At 51.5% G+C, this 21,753-nt stretch carries 17 protein-coding genes; 15 read left to right on the top strand and 2 right to left on the bottom strand.

Going from position 1 to position 21,753, the window contains the following annotated elements; translation table 11 throughout:
• Window positions 1-37 precede the first annotated feature (37 nt).
• From V3U24_06955 to V3U24_06890, 14 genes are all read left to right on the top strand, one after another.
• Entirely contained in the window at window positions 38-931 is an 894-nt protein-coding gene (locus tag V3U24_06955; protein MEE9167181.1) for a hypothetical protein, read from the top strand.
• Entirely contained in the window at window positions 924-4,289 is a 3,366-nt protein-coding gene (locus V3U24_06950) for a hypothetical protein (protein MEE9167180.1), read from the top strand. The genes V3U24_06955 and V3U24_06950 overlap by 8 nt, the downstream gene beginning before the upstream one ends.
• Window positions 4,276-5,703, top strand: a complete 1,428-nt coding sequence (locus tag V3U24_06945; protein ID MEE9167179.1) for a BamA/TamA family outer membrane protein — start codon at window positions 4,276-4,278, stop codon at window positions 5,701-5,703. The genes V3U24_06950 and V3U24_06945 overlap by 14 nt, the downstream gene beginning before the upstream one ends.
• Window positions 5,703-7,793 carry a ribonuclease R gene (gene rnr / locus V3U24_06940; protein ID MEE9167178.1) on the top strand — a complete coding sequence of 697 codons (2,091 nt, stop codon included), beginning with the start codon at window positions 5,703-5,705 and terminating at the stop codon, window positions 7,791-7,793. The genes V3U24_06945 and rnr overlap by 1 nt, the downstream gene beginning before the upstream one ends.
• 180 nt (window positions 7,794-7,973) lie before the next feature.
• Window positions 7,974-9,029 carry a DUF4837 family protein gene (locus tag V3U24_06935; protein MEE9167177.1) on the top strand — a complete coding sequence of 352 codons (1,056 nt, stop codon included), beginning with the start codon at window positions 7,974-7,976 and terminating at the stop codon, window positions 9,027-9,029.
• A 90-nt stretch (window positions 9,030-9,119) separates the two neighbouring features.
• Window positions 9,120-10,013, top strand: coding sequence for an SDR family oxidoreductase (locus tag V3U24_06930; protein MEE9167176.1), 894 nt, complete (start codon window positions 9,120-9,122; stop codon window positions 10,011-10,013).
• Window positions 10,010-10,726, top strand: a complete 717-nt coding sequence (locus tag V3U24_06925) for a polyprenol monophosphomannose synthase (GenBank protein ID MEE9167175.1) — start codon at window positions 10,010-10,012, stop codon at window positions 10,724-10,726. The genes V3U24_06930 and V3U24_06925 overlap by 4 nt, the downstream gene beginning before the upstream one ends.
• The gene (locus V3U24_06920; GenBank protein ID MEE9167174.1) at window positions 10,714-12,837 is read left to right on the top strand and encodes a glycosyltransferase; all 2,124 of its coding nucleotides are present in this window, start codon (window positions 10,714-10,716) and stop codon (window positions 12,835-12,837) included. Before V3U24_06925 ends, V3U24_06920 begins: the two co-directional genes overlap by 13 nt.
• Before the next feature lie 6 nt (window positions 12,838-12,843).
• Window positions 12,844-13,800 (top strand): acetyl-CoA carboxylase carboxyltransferase subunit alpha, encoded by a 957-nt coding sequence (locus tag V3U24_06915; protein MEE9167173.1) that lies wholly within the window; start codon window positions 12,844-12,846, stop codon window positions 13,798-13,800.
• Window positions 13,797-14,222, top strand: coding sequence for a thioesterase family protein (locus V3U24_06910; protein MEE9167172.1), 426 nt, complete (start codon window positions 13,797-13,799; stop codon window positions 14,220-14,222). The genes V3U24_06915 and V3U24_06910 overlap by 4 nt, the downstream gene beginning before the upstream one ends.
• Window positions 14,215-14,934, top strand: a complete 720-nt coding sequence (locus V3U24_06905; protein ID MEE9167171.1) for a queuosine precursor transporter — start codon at window positions 14,215-14,217, stop codon at window positions 14,932-14,934. Before V3U24_06910 ends, V3U24_06905 begins: the two co-directional genes overlap by 8 nt.
• A gap of 9 nt (window positions 14,935-14,943) precedes the next feature.
• Window positions 14,944-16,311 (top strand): lysophospholipid acyltransferase family protein, encoded by a 1,368-nt coding sequence (locus V3U24_06900; GenBank protein MEE9167170.1) that lies wholly within the window; start codon window positions 14,944-14,946, stop codon window positions 16,309-16,311.
• 60 nt (window positions 16,312-16,371) lie between these two features.
• Complete coding sequence (locus V3U24_06895) at window positions 16,372-17,730, top strand: thiolase domain-containing protein (GenBank protein ID MEE9167169.1); 1,359 nt, start codon at window positions 16,372-16,374, stop codon at window positions 17,728-17,730.
• Between the two features lie 2 nt (window positions 17,731-17,732).
• On the top strand, window positions 17,733-18,293 hold the full coding sequence (locus V3U24_06890) for a Zn-ribbon domain-containing OB-fold protein (protein MEE9167168.1): 561 nt from the start codon (window positions 17,733-17,735) through the stop codon (window positions 18,291-18,293).
• Here the strand turns inward: V3U24_06890 and V3U24_06885 are convergent, their stop codons facing one another.
• Window positions 18,294-19,289, bottom strand: coding sequence for a zinc-dependent alcohol dehydrogenase family protein (locus V3U24_06885; protein MEE9167167.1), 996 nt, complete (start codon window positions 19,287-19,289; stop codon window positions 18,294-18,296).
• A gap of 126 nt (window positions 19,290-19,415) precedes the next feature.
• On the opposite strand from V3U24_06885, the gene V3U24_06880 reads away from it, so the two are divergent.
• Window positions 19,416-20,615 (top strand): radical SAM protein, encoded by a 1,200-nt coding sequence (locus V3U24_06880; protein MEE9167166.1) that lies wholly within the window; start codon window positions 19,416-19,418, stop codon window positions 20,613-20,615.
• Between the two features lie 158 nt (window positions 20,616-20,773).
• Here the strand turns inward: V3U24_06880 and V3U24_06875 are convergent.
• A partial coding sequence (locus V3U24_06875) for a peptidylprolyl isomerase (protein ID MEE9167165.1) occupies window positions 20,774-21,753 on the bottom strand: 980 nt, incomplete at its 5' end.

Genomic DNA, 21,753 nt, shown 5'->3' with positions numbered 1-21,753 from the left:
AAGGCAACTGACTTGATTCCAGACTGCCTGTGAATCCGTGAAAAGAATAACTTTTTGCATCCTCTTCCTCGTGAGTAATGGTATGGTCTCTTCTCAGGTTTTGAGGAGTGACTGGAGTGAGTTGGATCTCCCGGAATCTCTTCGGGAGAAAAGTGTCAGACCCAAATACATTGCATCGAACCAGTTTGGCGATCTTTACCTGCTGGATGACGAAAATCATTGGCTCGCGGTCATTCCCGGCAACGGGACGGCTCCGAGAATTGCCGGGGGCTGGGGGGATGAAGGCGAATTGTTTTCTCTACCCTCTGATATTACCGCATCAAGAGGCCTGGATGTGCTTGTTTGCGACAACGCCACTCACAGGATCTTGCGGTTCGACAGAAAACTCAATTTTGTGGGCGACATGTATCTTCCGGATTTGTCCAATGGAAGTCTCAAATTTCCCTTTCGAATCGCCCGCAACGAGTTTCACGAGATTATGGCTGCAACGTGGGGCGCGTGGGAAGTCAACGTTCTCACCGAAAACGGAAGACTCATCAACGTCATCGGAGACGCAACCTATGGAGACGATCGTTTTTCACGGATCCAGGACATGGAGGTGGGTGCGGACAATGAACTGGCCATCATTGATCGTGGAACAAGAATGTTCGTGTTGATCTCTCGGGAAGGACGGCTGAAGCGTAAGGTGCCCCTCCCTCCGGGAGATGTCACCGTCGTGCATCCGTGGCGTGACCGCTGGTTCATCATAAGCAGGGGCGGTGGTGTCTATCTCCTTTCCACGGATGAAGACTCGTTCAATGAGGTACCCATTCAAACTACGTCCGGAAGGGAAGTCTCCATTTCAGACTGCACAGTGCTTCGTGATGTTCTTTATGTGGCGGATAGTCTCTCTGGAAGCATTCTAACCGCAGAACTCAAGTTCCTTGATTAATCGATCCCGTTTCGCACTTCTTCTGCCTGTTTTCGCTGGTTTTCTGCAGGGGGCCGGGACTGAGGGGAAACTGGAGACGGCGAGGAGCCAGGATACCCTCTTTGTTCAGCCGGGGGATTCCATCCTGTCCCTCAGTCACGATCTGGTTATTTCCGGTACAGAACTCGTCACGGTTCAAGATTCTGTCGTAGAAACGTATCGCCTTGAATCGATAGAGGGAAGAATCGTTCTCTCAAATCCCGTTCGCCAGAGGGAAACGTTTGTTGTGGCGTACGAACATCTAACGGACCGGTTCGTCACGCATGTCGAGCCCGTTATCCGATCGCTACCTGTTCTAACGGGCGAGTATCCCATAGTAGACACAGGAATCGATGCGCGTGAAAAAATCGAGTCTGAGGAAAATCTCCCCCTTGTGGCGGACGGGACCCTCTTCAGGGGTATTTCCGTTTCACCCTCGAGTGGTGTTTCACTCACAGGCGGTCTGGAACTGGCCCTCCAAGGTAAACTGTCGAAGGACATGACCGTTTCCGGAACGATATCGGACCAGAACATGCCAATCCAACCGGAAGGAAATACCAGGACAGTCGAGGAATTAGATAAAGTATTCCTTGAAGTGAAACATCCTTCTGCCACAATTGTGGCAGGTGACATTGACATGAGTCTGAAGCACGGGCGATTCATGGAGGTCACCCGTCGTCTCGAAGGATTGAAGGTGAATATGCGGGGAGAGGAGACAGCCGCGGACGTCTACGTCGCGAGCACGAAGGGCAAGTTTCACCGTATGGAAATCCGAGGTGAAGATGGGAACCAAGGTCCATATTCGCTTTTCTCGGATCATGGTTCCAGGGATATTATCGTTCTGGCGAGCTCGGAACGGACCTGGGTCGACGGAGAGAAAACGGAAAGGGGGGAAAACAACGATTACACTATCGACTACTCCCGCGGGGAGATAACATTCACCACCAACCAGGTGATCGATTCGGAGAGCCGAATTTACGTGGAATACGAATACTCGGATCTGGCATTCCCCAGGCGGGTTGCCTCCACGACGGTGACGCGTAAGTTCGGAAATAGGAGAGCCTCAGTATCCGCCGGCTGGATCAGGGAAAGCGACAACCTCAACACCCCTGTTGCATTTTCTTTGAGCGACGGGGAGAGGCAACAGTTGAAACAATATGGCGACAAAAGGGCGAAAATCGAGACTGTCACCAGAGACGCAGGTGGACATTACGTCAAAATGCCCGGTCGAAAGATTCCGGGAGATTCCGTTCTTGTCTATGTTGCGGATGAGGAGAAAACAGGTGATGATGACTACTATCGTGTGGTCTTCCACAACGTGGGACCTCGGGGTGAATACGCTCGTCATGCGACGCCAGGCGGACAGGTTTACTTTGAGTATCTAGAGGAAAATGACCGGGAGGAATATTCTGATCTCTATGTTCCCTGGCAGAATCTGCCCTCTCCTGAGTCTCATCAGATACTGAACATTTCAACTGGCTTGAATGTGGGAGATTCCACTCGTGCCGTCATTAATCTGTCCGGTTCCACCCGGGACCGGAATCTCCTATCTCCGCATGACGACGATGACAACGACGGCTATGCCGGGGAAATCGAGCTGTCCCACAACCAGGAACTTCCCCGTGAACTGGGTCACCTTTCACTCACAGCATCCACGTGGAAGACAGGTAAGCACTTTTCTCCGCTTCAGAGGGACAGGCGCCTCGAATTCAATCGTGAGTGGAACCTGTCTCACGGGATGGATGAGGGGTCGAACGGAGAAGGTGCTGCTGAACAACTCGCAACGGTGGAGATCTCCCATCGGTTGGGTCAGAGGAGCACCAGCAGTCTGTCTTTGGGAAGTTACGGAGTGGCGGGACAACGCTCCACGCGGTGGCAGGGGAACACCTCTCTCTCCTTTCATTGGATTCCCGATCTTCGTCTTGATATGACTGCGGCGACTCGCAAAGAGGGATCCGACATGGCCGGTGGCCGGTCAACGTGGCAGAGAGAGCGCCTGTATGCTGGATTTCTTCCCGGGAGATTCCACCCTTTCCTCCGCTTCGAAGAGGAAAAACGGGAAACAAGGTTGAACTTCAGGGAAGCCGGCGGCGGATTTGTGAGGGAAGGAGAGCGGGCCAGGGCCCGCCTGGCCCTCACACATCGAACGGATCATGACTCTACCGGTTCTCAGCAGGGGGAGTCGTGGCTTGGGGAACTTCATATGGATGGCAGATGGCGTTCGGGCTATCGACTTCGCCTTCTTCTGAAACAGAAGATCAAGTCATATGCCCATGGACGAGACGATCTGAATTACGGTCTCGCCCGGGGAAATCTCGGCTATCATCCGCGAAGGGGAATCGTGAGAGCCGATGTTGACTTCAAGCTCGAGCAGACCCTGTACACCCAAAAGATCGTGGTATACGATTCCGTTGGCGTGGGTCAGGGAGATTACCGTTATGATCGTGACTACGATCAGTTCTTTCCCGATCCAAACGGAAATCTTGTGGCCCATCACATTTCCTCGGGCAAGAAACTGCCGGCAGCCCACCTGACGGCTGGAATTAAGTTCTTTTGCAATTTCAGACGAACGCAGATACCGTATCTGAAGGATGTCACCTGGAGGGTTTATGGTAAGGGTGATCAAAGTGCCTCAGTTCTCACGTGGGACACATTCGTACAACCTTCCCTTTCTTCCAGTAGCATCAACAGTGCCCGCCTCGCTCTGCAACAGGAATTGAACTACACACCCAGCAGAACCCGGCGGAGGATCCGAATTTCATCCTCTCGCCGTACTGATGTGGAAGGTCAGAACAGTCGAAACGGCTCCGAAAGCAAATCTACGAAGCACGCATTTTCCCTTGAGGAGCCGGTTCTCTCCTCAATCACGTGGGTCACGGACGCCAAACTTCAGAAAAGCTCTGTCAGGGCACTCGTCAAAGCCAGACAGCGCCGGGGTTCCGGGTGGTTTCTGAGCTCAGGACCGCGGTGGAGACCCACGAAAATGTTCGAGTTGGGAACTGATTTCCGTTACGGGAAGGATTTGGGAAAGATCTACACTGAGAGTTATGAGGTGGATATCGTGGGACTGGGTGTTCACGCACGTCTGTTTCCAAGGAAAGGGGGCAGGATTCAAGCCTCCCTTGACACATACCGCGTTGTGCCGGAATCACCCATTTCCGTCTCCCTGCCTCCCGAGTCCGCCCAGGGTTTGCAGATTGGGAATACCTACAGATATTCCCTGACGGCACTACTCGTGTTCGCTGGAAACATATCAGCGAATGCAGGGCTCACATATCTCCTTGATCCCATTCACGATGGAATTCTCACAGCATCGGGGGAAGTCCGTGCGAGTTTCTAAGGTCATTACAATGTTAACGCTGACCACGTGTACCATCGGGGCGAAAAATGTGTCAGTTATCGTGGAGGTATCGGGCGACTCCACCGAAACTGATAGGGTTGTAAGGACAATAGAGGAGCCCTCCGAAGTGCTCACTCTTCTTGATAGTCTTCAGGCGGAGTGCAGGCGTCGCGGATTACTGAGAGCCTCCTTGAAATGGGTTTCGCTTGAGCAATCGTCTCATGAACCAGGCAGATTGAAAACGGTATGGGAGGTATCAGATCCGTCTCCGGTCCACATCGATTCAATCGTGATTCTGGGCGCCGATCTCACAAGTCCCGTCACTCTCTGGAACATAGTGAGACCTGTCGATTCAGAAGTGGCCTCACAGGCGTCCCTTTTGAGAGTTCAAAATCTTTTCCAGGGATACAGCTTCCTGAATCTCAGGGGGAAGCCTTTCTACGCAACATATGGCGAAGGCAGGGTGGCGTTAATGATACCGGTGGAGGAGAATTTTCAGAACACCTTTTCCGGAACCGTAGGCTATCTTCCCAGGTCAGACGCGGTTTCTCAGGTCACCGGAGATATTCAGTTGCACGTGGAAAACCCGTTCGGCACGGCCTCGCAGGCAGATCTGCTTTGGCAGCGGAAAGACAGGCAATCACAGATTCTGTCACTGGGGTATGAAGAGCCATTTGTCTGGAAGCTCAATCTCGGCGCAAGGTTTCGTTTCTTCCAGAATCTACAGGACGGCCTCTACGTGACGAGAAAGACCCATCTGTCAGGTGTCAAGTCCTATTCTTCGACGGGTAAGTGGTCCCTGGGGGCAGAGAATACGACCGTCAAGGTGACGCCTGGCGGCGACAGTCTCGGACTCAAGAATCATACGCTTCGATCTCTGGTAGTGGAAAACGAGTGGGAAAGAAGGGACGATTCATGGAATCCCACCAGGGGATTCCATCTGCGCTGGAGTAGTGAGGCAGGCAATTTTTCCACTCCTGGGTATCGGAGTGAAATCCTCTTCAGAATACAATCGCGCTTTGAGATTCTGAGGTCGCTGTCCGGAAGATGGTTAGCGGCCGTGGGAGGTATGGGCGGTCTGGTCCACGTCACGGGCGGACGGTCTGTTCCACCGGCGGAACTTTTCACCTACGGAGGCGCTTCAACCCTCAGAGGTTACCGGGAACAGCTGTTTCGATCCAGCGCCATGGTCATTGGCTGGTTTGAACTGAGGTACCGGCAAGGAAGAATGAGTCGAGTTTACTCTTTTGTGGATGTTGCACTCCACAACGTATCACCGAAGTTACCATTTTCTGGTGGTTTGGGGATTCAGTACAAGACGCCTCTGGGCTTCCTTCGGGTTGAGTATGCGTTAAACCGTGACGACAGACCTTCGAGGGGGAAGATCCACATGCAGCTTCTCGGCAGATTCTGATGCGAAAGAAAATCACCGGTTATCTGAAGAAGGATCCCGATTCTTCTTACGGGAAGAGTGAACTGGCCAGGTTGTTGCGCTTGTCCAAGTCAGAGCACCGTCGTTTCAGAACCGAGCTCCGGCGGTTGGTACAGGAAGGAAAAGTGCTGCGCACTCGAGAAGGGAGGTACTTATGGACCGGTGGCACGCAAAAGGTTGCGGGGATTCTCGTACTGCATCACAAGGGTTTCGGCTTCGTATTGATGGAAGACAAGGACGATGTTTTTGTGAGTGCCAAGAAACTGCGAGGGGCCGTGCACGGGGATACCGTAGAAGTGGCACTTCTGCCGTCGAGTTTTGGAAAGAGGCCGGAGGGGCAGGTCACCCGCATCGTCCAGAGGGGAACAACAGAGTTCATCGGAACGGTAACAGCCAGGAACGGGGAATTGTATCTGGAAATTGATACGGTAACTCCCAGACGGGGGATTCACATTCAGGCGTCCTCCCGGGTGAAAATTTCGCCGGGAGACGCCATAGTGGCGGAAGTCCACGATTGGGGCCATGGACGGGAGCCAATTCAAGTGGAACCGTTAAAGGTCATCGGTTCCATGAAGAAACCTGAAGACGACATAACAATTGTTTGCTATAAGTTTGAACTTGAGCCGCGATTCTCCAGGAAGGTGCTGAATGAAGCCCGGCAGTTCGACAGCGAGACCATTCAGAACGAAATTCCCAATAGAACCGATTTCCGGTCGCTTCCCTGCATCACTATCGATCCGGCGGAAGCAAGGGATTTCGACGACGCGATCTCACTTGAAAAAAAGAAGAACGGCGATTTCGTTATGGGGATACATATCGCCGATGTCAGTTTTTTCGTTCCCATAGGCGGGGAAATCGATCGAGAGGCGCGAAGGCGGGGAACTTCCGTCTATTTCTCTGAGGGAGTGGTTCGCATGCTTCCGGACGAATTGTCTGCCGATCTCTGTTCTTTGGTAACGGGAAAAGACCGGCTGGCAGTGACCGTTCTGGTAAGATTGAATGGTGACTGCGATATCGTTCAGACTTCTTTCCACTCCTCTGTAATCCGGAGTGCAAGGACGTTCACCTACCGGGAAGTTCAGTCAATTCTGGACGGGAAGAAAAAGTCGAAGCATTCCGAATTACTTCTGCAGCTCCGGAAGATCTCAGCGAAACTCCTTGAGAAGCGACAGGAGAAAGGGAGTATCGATTTTGACATTCCGGAACCCATATTTCGTTTCCGGAATGGAGGCATTCCTCATGAGATACACCCTAGTGAAAGGTTAGAAAGCCACAGGATTGTAGAAGAATCCATGTTATTGGCCAACCGTGTCGTGGCGGAAAAAGTACCGGGATCCGCGGAAAATGAGCGGCCATTCGTCTACAGAGTTCATGACAAACCTACAAAAGAAGGCATGGACAGATTCCTGGGCATCCTTCGAGCTCTTGGTTTGAATTCCGGTAAGACAACTCATCTGAGACCGTTCGAATTTCGAAATATCTTGTCCTCCGTAGAGGACTCGCCCTACAAGAGTCTCATAGAAAGTCTGGCCCTGCGAACCATGACGAAAGCAGTCTACAGTCCGGAGAACCGGGGGCATTACGGTCTGGCTTTTGAAACGTATACGCATTTTAGTTCCCCCATCAGGCGATATCCTGATCTGGTGGTTCACAGGTTACTTGGAGAGTCATTTCTTGGCAGAAGGGACCCGAGGTTCTCCGCAATGACTGCCGCCCTCGCGGACGTTGCCAGGGAATCCACGCAGGCTGAAATCAAAGCCATGGAGGCCGAACGGGATTACATAAAGCTCAAACAAATTCGATGGCTCTCACAACGGATCGGCGTGACGTTTGAGGGTATTATTTCCGGTGTCGTGTCGTCCGGTTTTTTTGTGGAATTGAAACACGCGCTCGTTGAAGGATTTGTGCATGTGGATACTCTTGACGATGATTACTATGGATTTGACGAACTGGATCTCTCGCTGGTTGGCAAGAAATCGAGACAGAAGTATCAGATGGGTAAGCGCGTGACGATCAAGGTACGTTCCGTATCGCTCGAGAAGAGACAGGCCGATTTTACCCTTTTGGAATGAAGGGGGTAATTATTCAGGCGAAGGCGGAGGCTGAGGAAAACGGAAAGGCGGAGGCCGAGGCTAAGGCGAAGGAAAAGAAGTGAAAAGACAAGGGAAGGCGGAGGCTGAGGCGGATGAAAAGAATGGAAGAAAAGAAAACATTTCTTGAATCTAAAAGACGGTTCATTGATGAGTAACTGAATGTTCTTGTCTAATTATTTGAACCTTAGCCTCAACCTTCGCCTTAGCCTAAGCTGTGGCCTCAGCGTTTTTCTGGTGACTGGCTGCGCGCCGCACAAGCAGCAGGCCAAAGGCGTTCAGAACCGGATCCTCGTTTTTTCCTCCAAGGAAGACCTTCCTTATGTGAAACCATCCATTGAGGCGGTATTTGACAGAATCGTATACACTCCTGAAGCGGAACGGTATTTTGAGCTCGACTACAAGGATCCCTCCGATTTTGAGAATCTGAAGGACTATTACAACATTGTAGTCGTCTCGCTGTTCTCTCCCGTTGACACGTCAGGGGATGTTCTGGCGATGTCTCTCCTCCCAAAGAACCAGTACGAAATGGCGGTTCAGGGGAAAAACCAGGTGTTTTCGACGCACGATTATTATTCAAGGGGACAGGTACTGGCAATTCTGGCCGCAAGAACGGATAGTGACCTGTCCCACTCAACGGTTGAGAAGGGCCCGTGGTTGTTCGACCAGTTTGACGCCGCATTCCTTTCGAGGATGAAAAGCCACGTGTTTAAGACGATGGAGCAGAAGAAATTGAGCACGGAACTGGAAGGAAAATACGGGTGGTACATGAGGATTCAGCACGACTATGCTGTCATTCAGGAGAAACCTGAAGAAAACTTCGTCTGGCTTGGTCGATCATTCCCATACCGCTGGGTCACTGTCCGGTGGATGGAAGATCCCATCTCGAAGGAGCTGGATGCCCAGATTGTGACAGAACTGGTCCACAGCCTGCCAGAAGTCTTCCTAAAGCAAATCATGTTCACAAACAACTATCAGCGGATAGACCGGATCGAGATAAACGGAACGCGTGCCTGGCGAATCGAGGGTTTGTGGGAACACCGGACGGACGTGAAGGGGGGTCCTTTCGTATCCTACGTGTTTTACGATGAGGCCTCCGACAGACTTTTCCATATCAACTGTTTAATTCACTACCCGGGGGGGAAAAAGGTTCTTCTGCTTCGTCAGATGGAAACCATGGTTCGCACCTTTTCTACCGTTGCTGCTGAAAGATCCTGACCCCTTCATAAACTTTGGAGAGAGGTACCCGATATCCTAAATTTTGGCTTAAGGGGACGCAGCTGAAGCAGCGATCCACAGAGTGCAATTGTGGCAAAGCGAATACTCATAACAGGAGCCTTCGGTCAGCTCGGAGAGGCTGTCACGCAGGAGTTGCAGTCTCATTTTGACCTCCTTGCCACGGGCCTGGCCATTCCTGATGACTTTCCATGTTTCTGTCCCATTCGGACGCTTGACATCCAGCGACGAAACCGAGTGTTCGAATGTGTTGAGAAATTTGATCCCGATGTGATTCTTAATCTTGCTGCATACACGGACGTGGACGGCTGTGAGAAAAAAAGAGAACAGGCATGGAATGTGAATGTGAAGGGGACGGAGAACCTGCTGGAGTCGGTCAGGACAAAGCAAGTAAAGTTCATCCAAATCTCCTCTGACTACATATTCGAGGGAAGAAACGGTCCTTACGATGAGTCCGCCGTTCCAAATCCTATCAATTACTACGGAAAGACGAAGCTGGCGGCGGAGAATGCCGTCCGGGGAAACGCAACTTCCTGGGTTATCCTCAGAACGAACGTGCTCTACGGTGCATCCTCAGTCACCAAGGCAAATTTTGTCGACTGGGTCGTCCAGTCCCTTCGTGCAGGGACACCCATCCGCGTCGTGAACGATCAGTGGGGAAATCCCACGTGGACCGGGGCATTGGCTGAAGCCATCAAGATGGCCATTCTGCTGAACGTCAACGGCATATTCAACTATGGGGGAGCAGAATTCCTGACTCGGTTTGAATTCGCCAGGAAGATAGCAAGGGTGTTCGACCTGGATCTATCCCTGATCACCGGTGTATCCACGGATGACCTGAAACAGGAGGCCCAGAGACCTCTCAAATCGGGACTCGTTACTGAGAAGGTTGAAAACGTCTTGGGTCTGCGAACGTATGATGTGGACTACTGTCTGCGAAAGGTCAGGGAGGGCGTTGTCGCTTGAAAACGGTTGTCGTAACACCAACCTACAACGAGCGCAGAAATATTAGCGAACTGATCAGGGCCGTCAACGAGATAAGTGAACAGTTCCACGTCTTGGTAGTCGATGACAACTCCCCTGACGGTACCGGGGATTACGTGGAATCCCTGCAAGACGAATTTCCGAACCTCCACCTTTTGCGACGGAAAGCGAAAATGGGTCTTGGCTCCGCCTATTGTGAAGGATTCAAGTACGCGTTGAAACATGACTTTGACAGCATTGTGCAGATGGATGCCGATCTGTCACACGATCCCTCGGAAATTCCCAGGATGCTCGATCTGCTCACGCAATTCGACCTTATCCTGGGAAGCCGGTACAGTGACGGAGTGAACGTGGTCAGATGGCCAATCAGGCGGCTGATTCTCAGCTATGGAGCGAACAAGTATACCAGATGGGTCACCGGATTACCCGTAAGCGATGCCACGGGAGGATTCAAATGCTGGAGCCGGAAGATCCTGGAGTCGATCGACCTGACTTCGATACGGTCCCAGGGATACTCATTTCAGATCGAGATGACCTTCAGGGCATGGCAAAAAGGATTCCGTATAAAAGAGATCCCCATTATCTTTCACGACCGGACGGTCGGCGAGTCAAAGATGACCCGATCGATCATGTTTGAAGCCGCGGCGATGGTCTGGAGACTCAGAGTCTGGAGAATATTCGGTTGGTACAAGTAAGCGGGGAAAAAGGGGAGGTGGGAGGCACCATTTCGGTCATCATTGTCAACTACAATGTACAGGCCTACCTGGAGAACTGTCTGATCGCCTTGAATGCGTCCGAGGTAGATGGGGATGTGGAAATCATCGTCGTCGATAATAACTCCTTTGACGGTTCCGTTGAGATGCTGAGATCCCGCTTCCCACAGGTAAAGGTTGTCAAAAACAGGACTAATCTGGGATTTGCGAGAGCGGTCAACCGCGGGTTCCAAGAATCGTCAGGAGAGTACCTTCTTGTATTGAACCCGGACACCCTCGTGCAGGAGGACACGTTGAATGTTCTTACTCAATACATGGTTGGCCATCCCGAAGTGGGTATCTGTGGCCCGAAAATCCTGAATGCGGATGGGACGCTACAGCTTTCCTGCAAAAGAAGCTTTCCCACCCCAGGAGTGGCCCTGCCGAAAATAGTGGGTCTCAGCAAGATTTTTCCCGGAAGCAGATGGGCAGGCAAGTACAATTTGACATTCCTCGATTCGGATCAGGTGCACAATGTGGATGCCATCAGCGGATCGTGCATGTTTATCAGGCGGGAGATCTTCAAACATGTTGGGCAGTTCGATGATCGGTTTTTCATGTTCGGAGAAGACCTCGATTTTTGCTACAGAACCATTCAAGCGGGTTTTGAAGTTCACTATGTTCCTTTGACTCAGATTGTGCACTACAAGGGGGAGAGCGTGAAAGTTGCCCCCTTTGACAGTCTGAAATGGTTCCATGAGGCGATGGCTCTTTTCGTCGATAAACATTTTTCCCGCACCGTTTCCATCCTGACACGATGGGTACTCAGATTTGGAATTCTCCTCAGGCACGCTTCCACGTTTGTTTCTTCCTCAATGGCTCAATTTGTTCCCGTCGTCATGGATGTGGGTGTTGTTTTCACCGCTTTTCTCGTTGCCATCCCCATGCGATTCGGAGACTACACCCCGCTGTTGGAGGCTTATCTTCCCGTGCTTGCCATTTATTCGGTATTCTGGGTCCTTGTGGGGGCGGCTTTCCAACTTTATTCCCGATTCGTCCTTTCGTATAACCGTGCCATGGTCTCCTCCATTTTGGCTTTCTTGTTCATCGCTGCTTTTACCTACTTCTTCAAACAGTTTGCCTATTCCCGCGCAGTCCTTCTGGTTGCGTCGGCCCTCATCACATTGGGGATCCCCGGGTGGCGATTGCTGGCACATGTTCTCAAGTCGCGAGGTTTTTTCAGAAGTGCCCCGGTGGGCCAGTCCTCAATTTTCTCGAGACGAGCTGTCGTTATCGGTATGGGAAAGGAGGGGAGACGAATCGCCGGGAATATCGGTCGTCGCCTGGATACGGGCATCTATGTTGTGGGATTTTCAGATGTGGAATACGAATCTTTCCAAAACGGCGAATTCCAGGATGCTGAAAATCCAAGACTGGAAGTCCTTCCACCGTTCCTCGGCACTCTCGACTCCATCCGTGACATAGTCACATCTCATTCCATCCGTGAACTCATTTTCACCTCAGATCACCTTTCCAATGAATCCATACTTGACGTGATGGACTCCACAAAAGATCTGAGGCTGACCTACCGCATTGTTCCCAAAGACAGGGACATCCTCCTGGGAAAGGCCCTCGTGGAAGATGTGAGTGATTTTCCTTTTGTCAATATTGAGTATACCCTCTTTCGCCGCCTCAACGCTCTTTCGAAGCGTACTTTTGACCTGGTTCTTTCCACCTTGATGCTGGTAGTGTTGAGTCCAGTTTTCATGGTCCTCTTGCTCAGAATTCCCAGGTGGAAAAGAACGCTCTTTTGGGGAGTTGACGGCTCGAAATTCAGGGGATGGATAACTCCCAGCAGGCGACGCCTCCTCCGAGAACTTCCGCTTCTCGTCGCTATTTTCAGGGGTGACATGAGCTTCGTTGGAAGTTCCCTGGTTCCCGCGTCATCCGACCAGATTCGACTTATGTGCAAGCCCGGGTTGACGGGTCTGGACAGGATTAAGAAGTTGAATGTCGAATCGGACGAGCGCACCGTTTTTGAACATTATTATGTTCAGCATCAATCGATGGTATTTGACCTGGAGATCCTCATAAGGACCCTTTTCGCCCTCTGACAAGCCATGGCCGACTTTGTTCTAGAGTTTGAAGAGCCCATAGTGGAGCTCGAAAAAAAGATCGAGGATCTTAAGGTCCTCAACGATCAGGGACAGGCGGAGCTGAGTGATGAAATCCACCGACTGGAGCAAAAGCACGCAAAGCTTGTGAAGAAAATCTATTCCAACCTGTCCCGGTGGCAGCGTGTTCAGCTCGCCCGACATCCCGGTCGGCCCTACTCCCTTGACTATATCCACAGAATTACATCAAGCTTTCTGGAACTTCATGGCGACCGTCACTTCGGGGACGATAAATCGGTGGTGGCAGGCTTGGGTGTTATTGACGGACGCTCAGTTATCCTTATCGGCCAGCAAAAGGGGAGGAATACAAAAGAAAACCTCTACAGAAATTTCGGGATGATGAATCCGGAGGGCTATCGGAAGGCACTGAGAATTATGACCCTGGGGAAAAAGTTTAAACATCCTATTGTTTGTCTTCTGGATACGCCTGGTGCCTATCCGGGCTTAGGGGCCGAGGAAAGGGGTCAAGCTGAAGCGATTGCGAGGAACCTGATGCAGATGTCTTTGCTGCCCGTGCCGATCCTTACGATTGTGATAGGAGAAGGAGCGAGCGGCGGTGCCCTGGGAATCGGGGTGGGAGATCGCCTCATTATGCTGGAGAATACGTGGTTTTCCGTCATCAGTCCAGAGGGGTGCGCTTCAATTCTCTGGAGGGATGCCAAAAAGGCTGAAGAGGCCGCCGACGCCATGAAGGTAACCGCCATGGATTTGTACGAGATGGGCATCTGCGACAGGATCATCGAGGAACCTCTCGGTGGTGCCCATCGAAACCACGACGCGATAGCGGCCGCACTGAAGGAAGTCATTGTAGAAGAACTCGACAGTCTGAACGACCTTCTCCCCGACGACCTTGTAGGGAGGCGGATTGAAAAATATGACCGGATAGGCGTCTGGGAGGAATGATCGTGTTCTCCTCCCGTTTTTCGATGCGCGTGATCTATGCCCATACGGATATGATGGGGCGAGCATATTACAGCCGGTATTTCGAGTACTTTGAGGCCGCCCGGTCACACATGTTGAGGGAGCTTGGCCTCCCCTACGCTGAGATTGAAAAAATGGGAGTTTTCCTTCCGGTTATTGAGAGTCATTGTCCCTACAAGAATGGCGCCACCTTTGATGATCTCCTGAGCATCCAGTCGACGATAATGGATTTCCCGCGCTCTAAGATTCGCATAGATTATGGAGTAACGAAGGAAGTGGGGGACATAACCGTCGCGGAAGGGTACACTGTCCATACCTTCGTCAATTCATCCGGTAAGGTGGTGAGGCCCCCGAAGGCATTCGTGACAGCTTTGAGATCGAAATGGCAAGCTTCACATGACTGACGAGCTCCTTTTTCTGGCTCAAACCCTTGTTGGACTCACCTTCACGCTGGTGGCATTTCGAATTGGCAAGAACTGGTTGTACGGATATGTTGCGGTCTGCATCGTTCTCGCCAACCTGTTTGTGACCAAACAGATCACCCTTTTTGGACTGGCTGCCACAGGCGGAAACGTTGTCTACGGCGCCATATTTCTTTCCACCGATCTACTCGCGGAGCACCATGGAAAGAAGGCGGCCCGGGACGCCGTATTCCTCGGGTTTTTCGTGGCTCTGTTCTATCTGATCATGTCTCAGTTCATGTTGCGATTCATGCCCAGCAGTTCGGACTGGGGAGCCGCCGAAGGGATGATACAAATATTCACCGTCGGTCCCAGTATCATCCTCGCCAGTCTTCTGGCTTACCTGATTTCCCAGCTCCACGATGTTTGGGCATTCCATGCCATTCGCATGAAGACAAAGGGAAGATTCCTTTGGCTTCGCAATAACGGAAGCACCTGGGTAAGTCAGTTGATCGATTCCGTTGTTTTCTCTTCGCTTGCTTTCCTGGTCCTCCCGGCACTTCTGGTTGGTGATAACTATGCACTTCCTTTCGGAATTGTGGTGCAAGTTGTTATCTCCACGTACTTTCTCAAACTTCTCGTTGCCGCTATCGATACACCCTTTATCTATCTGAGTTATCTTGTGAGGCCGCCCGAATTGACGCCTCAGACGTGAGACGACCTCATGCTTTACACTCTGATCAGACTCGTCGCCATTCTTTCCCTGGAGAGGTTCTTTCACAACATTGTTGTGGAACACAGGGAGCGGGTGCCGAAAAACCGGCCCACCATTTTCGTGGCCAACCATCCCAACACGATGATTGACGCCATGCTCGTTGGCTACGCCGTGGGAAAAAGAATTCATTTCCTGGCAAAGGGAACTCTGTTCACGAACAGAATAGCCTCATGGCTCTTGGGAAGAATGGGACTCGTTCCCCTCTATCGATATCAGGACGACCCGGCTCAAATGCTCCGGAATGAGGAAGTGTTCCGAAGACTTTATGACCATTTGCGGCAGGGGGGGAGCTTTCTCATCTTTCCTGAAGGCACGAGTGAACCAGAGCGAAGACTTCAGCGCATAAAGACGGGTGCTGCCAGAATCGCCTTTGGAGCGGAAAACGAATACGATTTTCGGCTGGGCGTGCACATCGTGCCTGTTGGTCTAAATTATTCGGATTACGAAAAGTTTCGAAGTGATGCTTACTGTCGTTTCGGGCATGCCATCATTCCGGGAGAGTTAAAACGGGAATACGAGAAGGATCCCACGCAGGCCGTGCGGAGCGTGACCAACAGAATTAAGGTTAATCTCGAGAAATTGACAACCTATCTTCCCGAGGATGGACTGGCGGAGACCGTTTCCAATCTGGAGAGAATTTATAAGAAAGAATTGATGGTGGATCTGGGGATGAAACTCAAATCGATGAAGGATGATTTCCTGGCCACCAAGGGAATCATCAGGGCTGTTGAGTGGTTCTATCACAACCAGCGGGAGAGGGTTGAGCAGATTCAGAAGAGAATAGCCACCTATTTGAGAAATCTGGAAAGACTCCACATACGGGACGAATTCCTCTCCCCCCGGCGGTCTGGCTTGGGGTTCAGGAAGAGATTGAAGGCCTGGCTGTTAATGGTGCTCGGATTTCCTTTGTATCTTTGGGGAACGATCAACAATTTTATTCCGTACATTCTTCCCAGATGGTACGTGAATCGGTTTGTGGATAAGAAAACGTTCGTCTCTTCTGTGAAGCTTCTCGTGGGACTTGGATCATTCGTGATTTTCTTTTCCCTTCAGTCCTGGTTCACCTGGCATCTTTTTCACGCCAGGTGGATCACAATACTGTACGCAATCTCTCTTATCCCGTCGGGGAACTTTGCGCTCTATTATTTCAGGAAGGCGAGCAACTATCGCCAGCACATGATATTCCTCTCCCTCTTTTACCGCAGAAGGAATCTCGTCTACGACCTGATTCAGCAGAGGATGGAGTTAATTGAATCTCTCAATCGCGCAAGGGATGAATATCTTGCCGCAACCCGAACGGTTTTTCGTCCATCCTGAAACGGAAGAGGCCGCGGCGTTGACAGAAATCTTCAAGAAAGTCATTGGACAGGAGGAATCATGCGACCGGTTTATGCCGTAACGGGTGGTGTAAGTAAATTTGCCAAGGCACGCCCGGACAAAACGTTTCAGGCAGTTGTAAAGGAAGCGTATGACTACGCCGTAGGGGACATGGGCCTGGAACACGCACAGTTTATCGAGGCCGTCGATGGATCGGTGGCCTCCTATTTCTCCGATCATTTCACCCGCCAGTTGAAAGCCGGAACCATGGTCCAGGACTATCTTGGATTGTGTCCCAAGCCAAGTCACCGGGTGGAAGGGGGAGGAGCCACGGGAGGAATCTGCTTCCAGGAGGCGTGGAAACAGGTAGCTTCGGGATATATGGAGGTCTGCCTTGCCTACGGTTTTGAGACCATGAGTCATGTCAATACGTGGACGGGTAACGAGTTCATCGCGCTGGCATCTGATGTCAGCTTCGATTATCCCGTGGGGGGATTCTATTCGGGATACTATGCCATGATGGTGACGCGCCACATGAAAGAGTTCGGAACCACGGCGGAACAGATGGCCTACGTCTCAGTGAAGAATCACATGAACGCCTACCATAATCCGTACGCTCAAAAACGTATGAGACTCACTGTTGATGACGTGAGACAGTCCCCCATGGTCGCCTGGCCCCTCACCCGCTTGGACATCTGTGTTATGAGCGATGGTGCGGCCGTTGTTGTACTGGCAAGCGAGGAGGGATTGGCGCGATTGGAGAAAGCGTCGGGGAAGTCTCTTCCGAAAGTTGTGGTTCGGGGCATTGGGAATGGAACGGATGCGATGAGGATGGCTGACCGCCCCCACCAGAAATTTGACGATTTTGTCGCAAACAATCTCCTCGATTGTGAGAATAATGATGCCGATCTCTCTTACTACAGAGATCTCTGGAAGAAAGGTTTCCGGTATCCGGGCATCCACTCATTCCGGGCAGGGAGGATGGCCTCCAAACAGGCTTACAAGAATGGAGGAATACTTGACCCCCTCGAAGAATTGGACTTCATCGAACTGCACGACGCCTATACATCGTCCGAGATTCAGACATACGAGGACATGGGACTGTGCCGCTATGGGGAAGGAGGTGCCTTCGCGGAAAGTGGCAAAGCATTCGTCCCCGGCATCGATTATGGTCTGGACCTGAAGGAAAAACCGGTGTGTCCCGTGAATCCGTCCGGGGGACTTATCGCATGTGGGCATCCTGTGGGTGCCACGGGTCTGATGCAGGCCGTGTTCGCAATCTGGCAACTGCAGGGGACCGTGGGTAAACATTTCGAAGACGAGACGCTCCAGGTTCGGGGGGCCAGAAGAGGTACAATACACAGCCATGCCGGGACCGGAACCTATGTGACGGTTTCAATCCTCGAAGCGGAGAGATAAACATGAGTGGAAAAGGAACAATCAAAGCAAGAGTTGTGGAAACAGATATGGGCACAACGGTGTTCAACGTCCCCTTTCCCACCACCCTTGATGACAAAGCTCTGGAGGCCTTGAGGTTCATGGCCCCAATCACGATAAAACAACCCTACCATATCGATTACATACATTCCTATGGCCAGGACTCGCCGTGGTTTGCCGGACTTGCCAACGGGCATCTGCTGGGGAACAGGGACGTGAAAACGGGATACACGTACGCCCTGCCGAGAGGGAATGATATGTATACGGGCCAGGAGACGGAATGGGTTGAGCTACCGGCAGAAGGGAAGATTCATGCCGTCACCGTCTGTTATTTTGGGTCAGAGGAATTCTTACCGGAAACACCGTTTATTCTGATACTGGTGGAGTTTGATGGAGTGGACACACTTCTTCTCACCAGATTGCTGGGAGTGGATCCGGAAGAGATCAACCTGGACTGGATTGGAATGCCGGTTATCGCCAAATTCCGTCGCCTGTCTCAACTCAAACCCACTGATATCTATTTTGTCCCCGGTACCCAGTCCTAACTAGCCAGTTTCCTCTGCCACATTTAACACGGCCGCGCCGCGGAAGCGACTGTCTTTCAGATCCTTGAGCGCGGTGTTGGCATCTGCCAGTCCGTAGACCTTAACTTCCGTTTGAATAGGAATCTCAGCAGCCAGCTTGAGCAGTTCCGCCCCATCGGCGTACGTGGCATTCGCGGCCGAGGTCATAGTTTTTTCGCCGTAGAGAAGCCTGTATGGGAATTCCGGGATCGGAGTCATGTGAATGCCTGCCGAGACGACAGTTCCCCCTTTGCGGACCAGTCTGAGGGCTTCTATCATCAATGATCCGATGGGGGCGAACACCAGACTTGCATCCATCTCGACCCCCGGATCGTCCTGGGCAGTCCCTGTCCACACTGCGCCTAATTCAACAGCGTGTTTCTGGTGATCCTTCCCGCGAGTGAAAACATACGGGTCGCACCCCAAGTACCTGGCAACCTGGATCGTCACGTGGGCAGATGCTCCAAAACCGTACAGGCCCAATCGCTGACCGGGCTCAATCTTGCTCTGTTTGAATGTGCGCAGTCCGATGATGCCGGCACACAGAAGGGGAGCCACTTGATAATCTGTAAAGCCTTCGGGGAGCGGATAGACGAATTGCTGGGGAGCCACAATTCTTTCTGCGTAACCTCCATTGCGATGAAGTCCCGTGAATTCGGCTCCATGGCAGAGATTTTCCCTGCCGCTTCTGCAGAAGTCGCACTTTCCGCACGTGGAACTCATCCACGGAAGTCCCACCCGATCGCCCGTTTTCACCCTGTCCACTCTTTTCCCAACGGCCTCCACGGTACCCACAACCTGATGGCCGGGGGTCACGGGAAGAGTGGGGATTTCGAGATCGCCTTCAACAATATGGAGATCCGTTCGACAGACACCGCAAACGTGGACGCGGATCCTTACCTCTTCAACTTCCGGTTCCGGCACCGGGAGGTCTGATTCAGTGAGGGGATCGTTCTCGACTGAATCGGGTTTGACCAGGATAACTGCTCTCAGTTCTCGAAATCTCCCTGAAAAAAGGTTATGTCACCGAAATGTAGTGAGGACAATCGGGACATTCCAGTCTCTTTCAACATTTTGACATCGGTTGTAACTTAGCGGCGATAAATGACCGGAAGACCAAAAGCGAAAACATGGAGGATTCCATCAGAATCTCACCGAGAAGTCCTGGTTACCCTGAAAAGCAATTGCTTCAACCTCTTTGATTTTGGTTCGGGGAATCTTTGGACATTCGATCTGGAAGGCCGTCTCATGGGGATGTATGTGGATCAGGTCAACTATCGACGTACTCTGGACAACCGTTTTTTCGCGAAGTCACGGAAGAGTGGGAACGGACAGACTTTCCGCACCGTTGAACACGTTTCCCTGAAATCTGCCGGTGGATTGATTGACCGAGCCAGATCTCTGCTCCTCTTCGTACAACCTCGGCTGCCCGGGGAGTTGAACGGGTATGTTCAAAAAATTCTGCGTATGGACATGCCGTCCCTCGAAAAGAGCGGGGAGGCGTTTTCGGGGATATATCTGCCTGTTTCGGTTCTCCCCCCCGATCAGTACATGTCGCTGGTTTTGCAGATAACGGAAGGGTGCAACTATGACCAGTGCGTTTTTTGCACCTTCTACAGCGACCGCCGCTTCCGGATCAAGCCGTTGGATGAGATAGAAGAACACATCGGGCAGGTGAAACGCTTTTTTGGAGCGGGATTGATGCTGCGAAAGACCGTTTTTCTCGCGGACGCGAACGCACTGGTCATACCGCAGTCCAGGCTTCTGCCCATTCTGGGATCGGTTAACGATTTACTCCCCCAATTCAAAAGCATCTATTCCTTCATCGACGTGTTTACGGGGATCAAGAAGTCAGCCCGTGATTTTTCGGATCTCAAAGAGTTGCGGTTGAAGAGACTCTATTTGGGAGTCGAGTCGGGCAACAGCGAGCTGCTTGACTTGCTGAAGAAGCCTCAATTGGTAAGCGATGTGATCGTACTGGCAGAGAGGATTAAAGCCGGTGGAGTCAATCTCGGATTGATATTCCTTGCGGGAGCCGGGGGGCTGGCTTTTCACTCAAAACACCTCGCTGATTCCGTCCGGTTGATTGAAAGTATTCCCCTTTCGAGCCACGACCTGGTTTACATCTCAGAGCTCTACGGAAACAGCCGGGAGTACCATTTGGCTCTGGAGGAGAGAGGAGTACCGTTACCCTCGCGGCAGGAGACCCGAAGAATGGCCATAGAGTTCAAGACAGCCGTAACGAAGGTCGTCCCCAAGGGCGTAGCGGTACCCGTATACGACATCCGGCAGTTCTTTTATTAAGCCACAACCCACGGAGAACAGAGAGAAAGATGATATATAGTTTTAGAAAAATAAAACAATGCTCAAAGTACGTTGGAGAGGGAAATCGAAAATGAGTGATCTTAAAGTTGTTGATATCAAATCCATATTCTCTGTGATCTCTGTGGCCTAGTGGTGAACTAGAAGTAATACTTCCGGTTGTCCTCAATCTTTGAATTTTCCTTCAGGTGATCCATCCATTCCCTGACGGCAGCGTTTTGACGCTCGGAAAGGAGTTCATTGTGAATCGTCTCACGCTGTACTTCCAACTCTGACTCCTCAATGTCACCCCGGTCTTCCAGGAGGATGAGGACGTAACCACTGGAAATCTCAAGAGGGGGGAGGAGACTTCCCGGTTTGGCTTCGAGGAGTCCTCCCACGACTGTGGAATAGCGTCCGAGCGCGGGAAACGAGGCAGACAACTTGCGGGTAACAGGCCCCACCATGGTAAGTTTTTCATCCGACTCAGCAACATCCTCAAGTGAATTTCCATCCAGGAGTTTCTCAAAGGTTTCCTGGGCCAAGGAGTTGGCTTTCGCCATTCGTTTTTCCTGTCTCAATTTCTGATCAATCTGAGACCACACCTCATTGAACGGTTTCGTACCTTCGGCAACGATAGAGTCGAGGCGAAAGACAGCAAAAGATCCTTCGGACTCCAGGACGCCACTCACGGCTCCGGTTTCGGAAGAGAATGCGAATCCTACTGGCTCCGCGAAAAAGCCAAATCCCGCAAGAAATCGGGCGTCTTCACTTATTGGTCCGAGAGAGGAGGTGCTAAGGTTATTCATCTCAACGGCTTTGTCAAATCCGTAGTCCTCAACATCGAAAATGAACTGATTGGCCCGGTTCCGGATATTCTGTCTCGTCGAAGGACCCATAGTGACAGTCAAAAGAATGTGAGCGGCATTTACTTCGTCTTTTCCATTCGACCTCTTATCGTTCACCTGAATAATGTGATATCCAAAGGTGGTCTTAACAGGACCGATAACGTCTCCGGTCTCAGCTCCAAATGCTGCTTCTTCAAAAGGTTTCACCATCTGGCCTCGTCCGAACCAACCCAGATCTCCTCCTTTTCCTTCTCCATCGGGTAAACTGTTTCCTGGATCCTGAGAAAATTGAT

It is taken from the genome of Candidatus Neomarinimicrobiota bacterium, assembly GCA_036476315.1.
Classification (GTDB): Bacteria; Fidelibacterota; Marinisomatia; order Marinisomatales; family S15-B10; genus JAZGBI01.
The sequence above is the reverse complement of the archived record's forward strand: the minus strand, read 5'-3'. Positions and strand labels throughout refer to the sequence as shown.

Coding starts and splice junctions, on each gene's coding strand:
- rnr (MEE9167178.1), top strand. CDS start 5,703: ATGCGAAAGAAAATCACCGGTTATCTGAAGAAGGATCCCGATTCTTCT.
- V3U24_06935 (MEE9167177.1), top strand. CDS start 7,974: ATGTTCTTGTCTAATTATTTGAACCTTAGCCTCAACCTTCGCCTTAGC.
- V3U24_06915 (MEE9167173.1), top strand. CDS start 12,844: ATGGCCGACTTTGTTCTAGAGTTTGAAGAGCCCATAGTGGAGCTCGAA.
- V3U24_06910 (MEE9167172.1), top strand. CDS start 13,797: ATGATCGTGTTCTCCTCCCGTTTTTCGATGCGCGTGATCTATGCCCAT.
- V3U24_06905 (MEE9167171.1), top strand. CDS start 14,215: ATGACTGACGAGCTCCTTTTTCTGGCTCAAACCCTTGTTGGACTCACC.
- V3U24_06900 (MEE9167170.1), top strand. CDS start 14,944: ATGCTTTACACTCTGATCAGACTCGTCGCCATTCTTTCCCTGGAGAGG.
- V3U24_06895 (MEE9167169.1), top strand. CDS start 16,372: ATGCGACCGGTTTATGCCGTAACGGGTGGTGTAAGTAAATTTGCCAAG.
- V3U24_06890 (MEE9167168.1), top strand. CDS start 17,733: ATGAGTGGAAAAGGAACAATCAAAGCAAGAGTTGTGGAAACAGATATG.
- V3U24_06880 (MEE9167166.1), top strand. CDS start 19,416: ATGACCGGAAGACCAAAAGCGAAAACATGGAGGATTCCATCAGAATCT.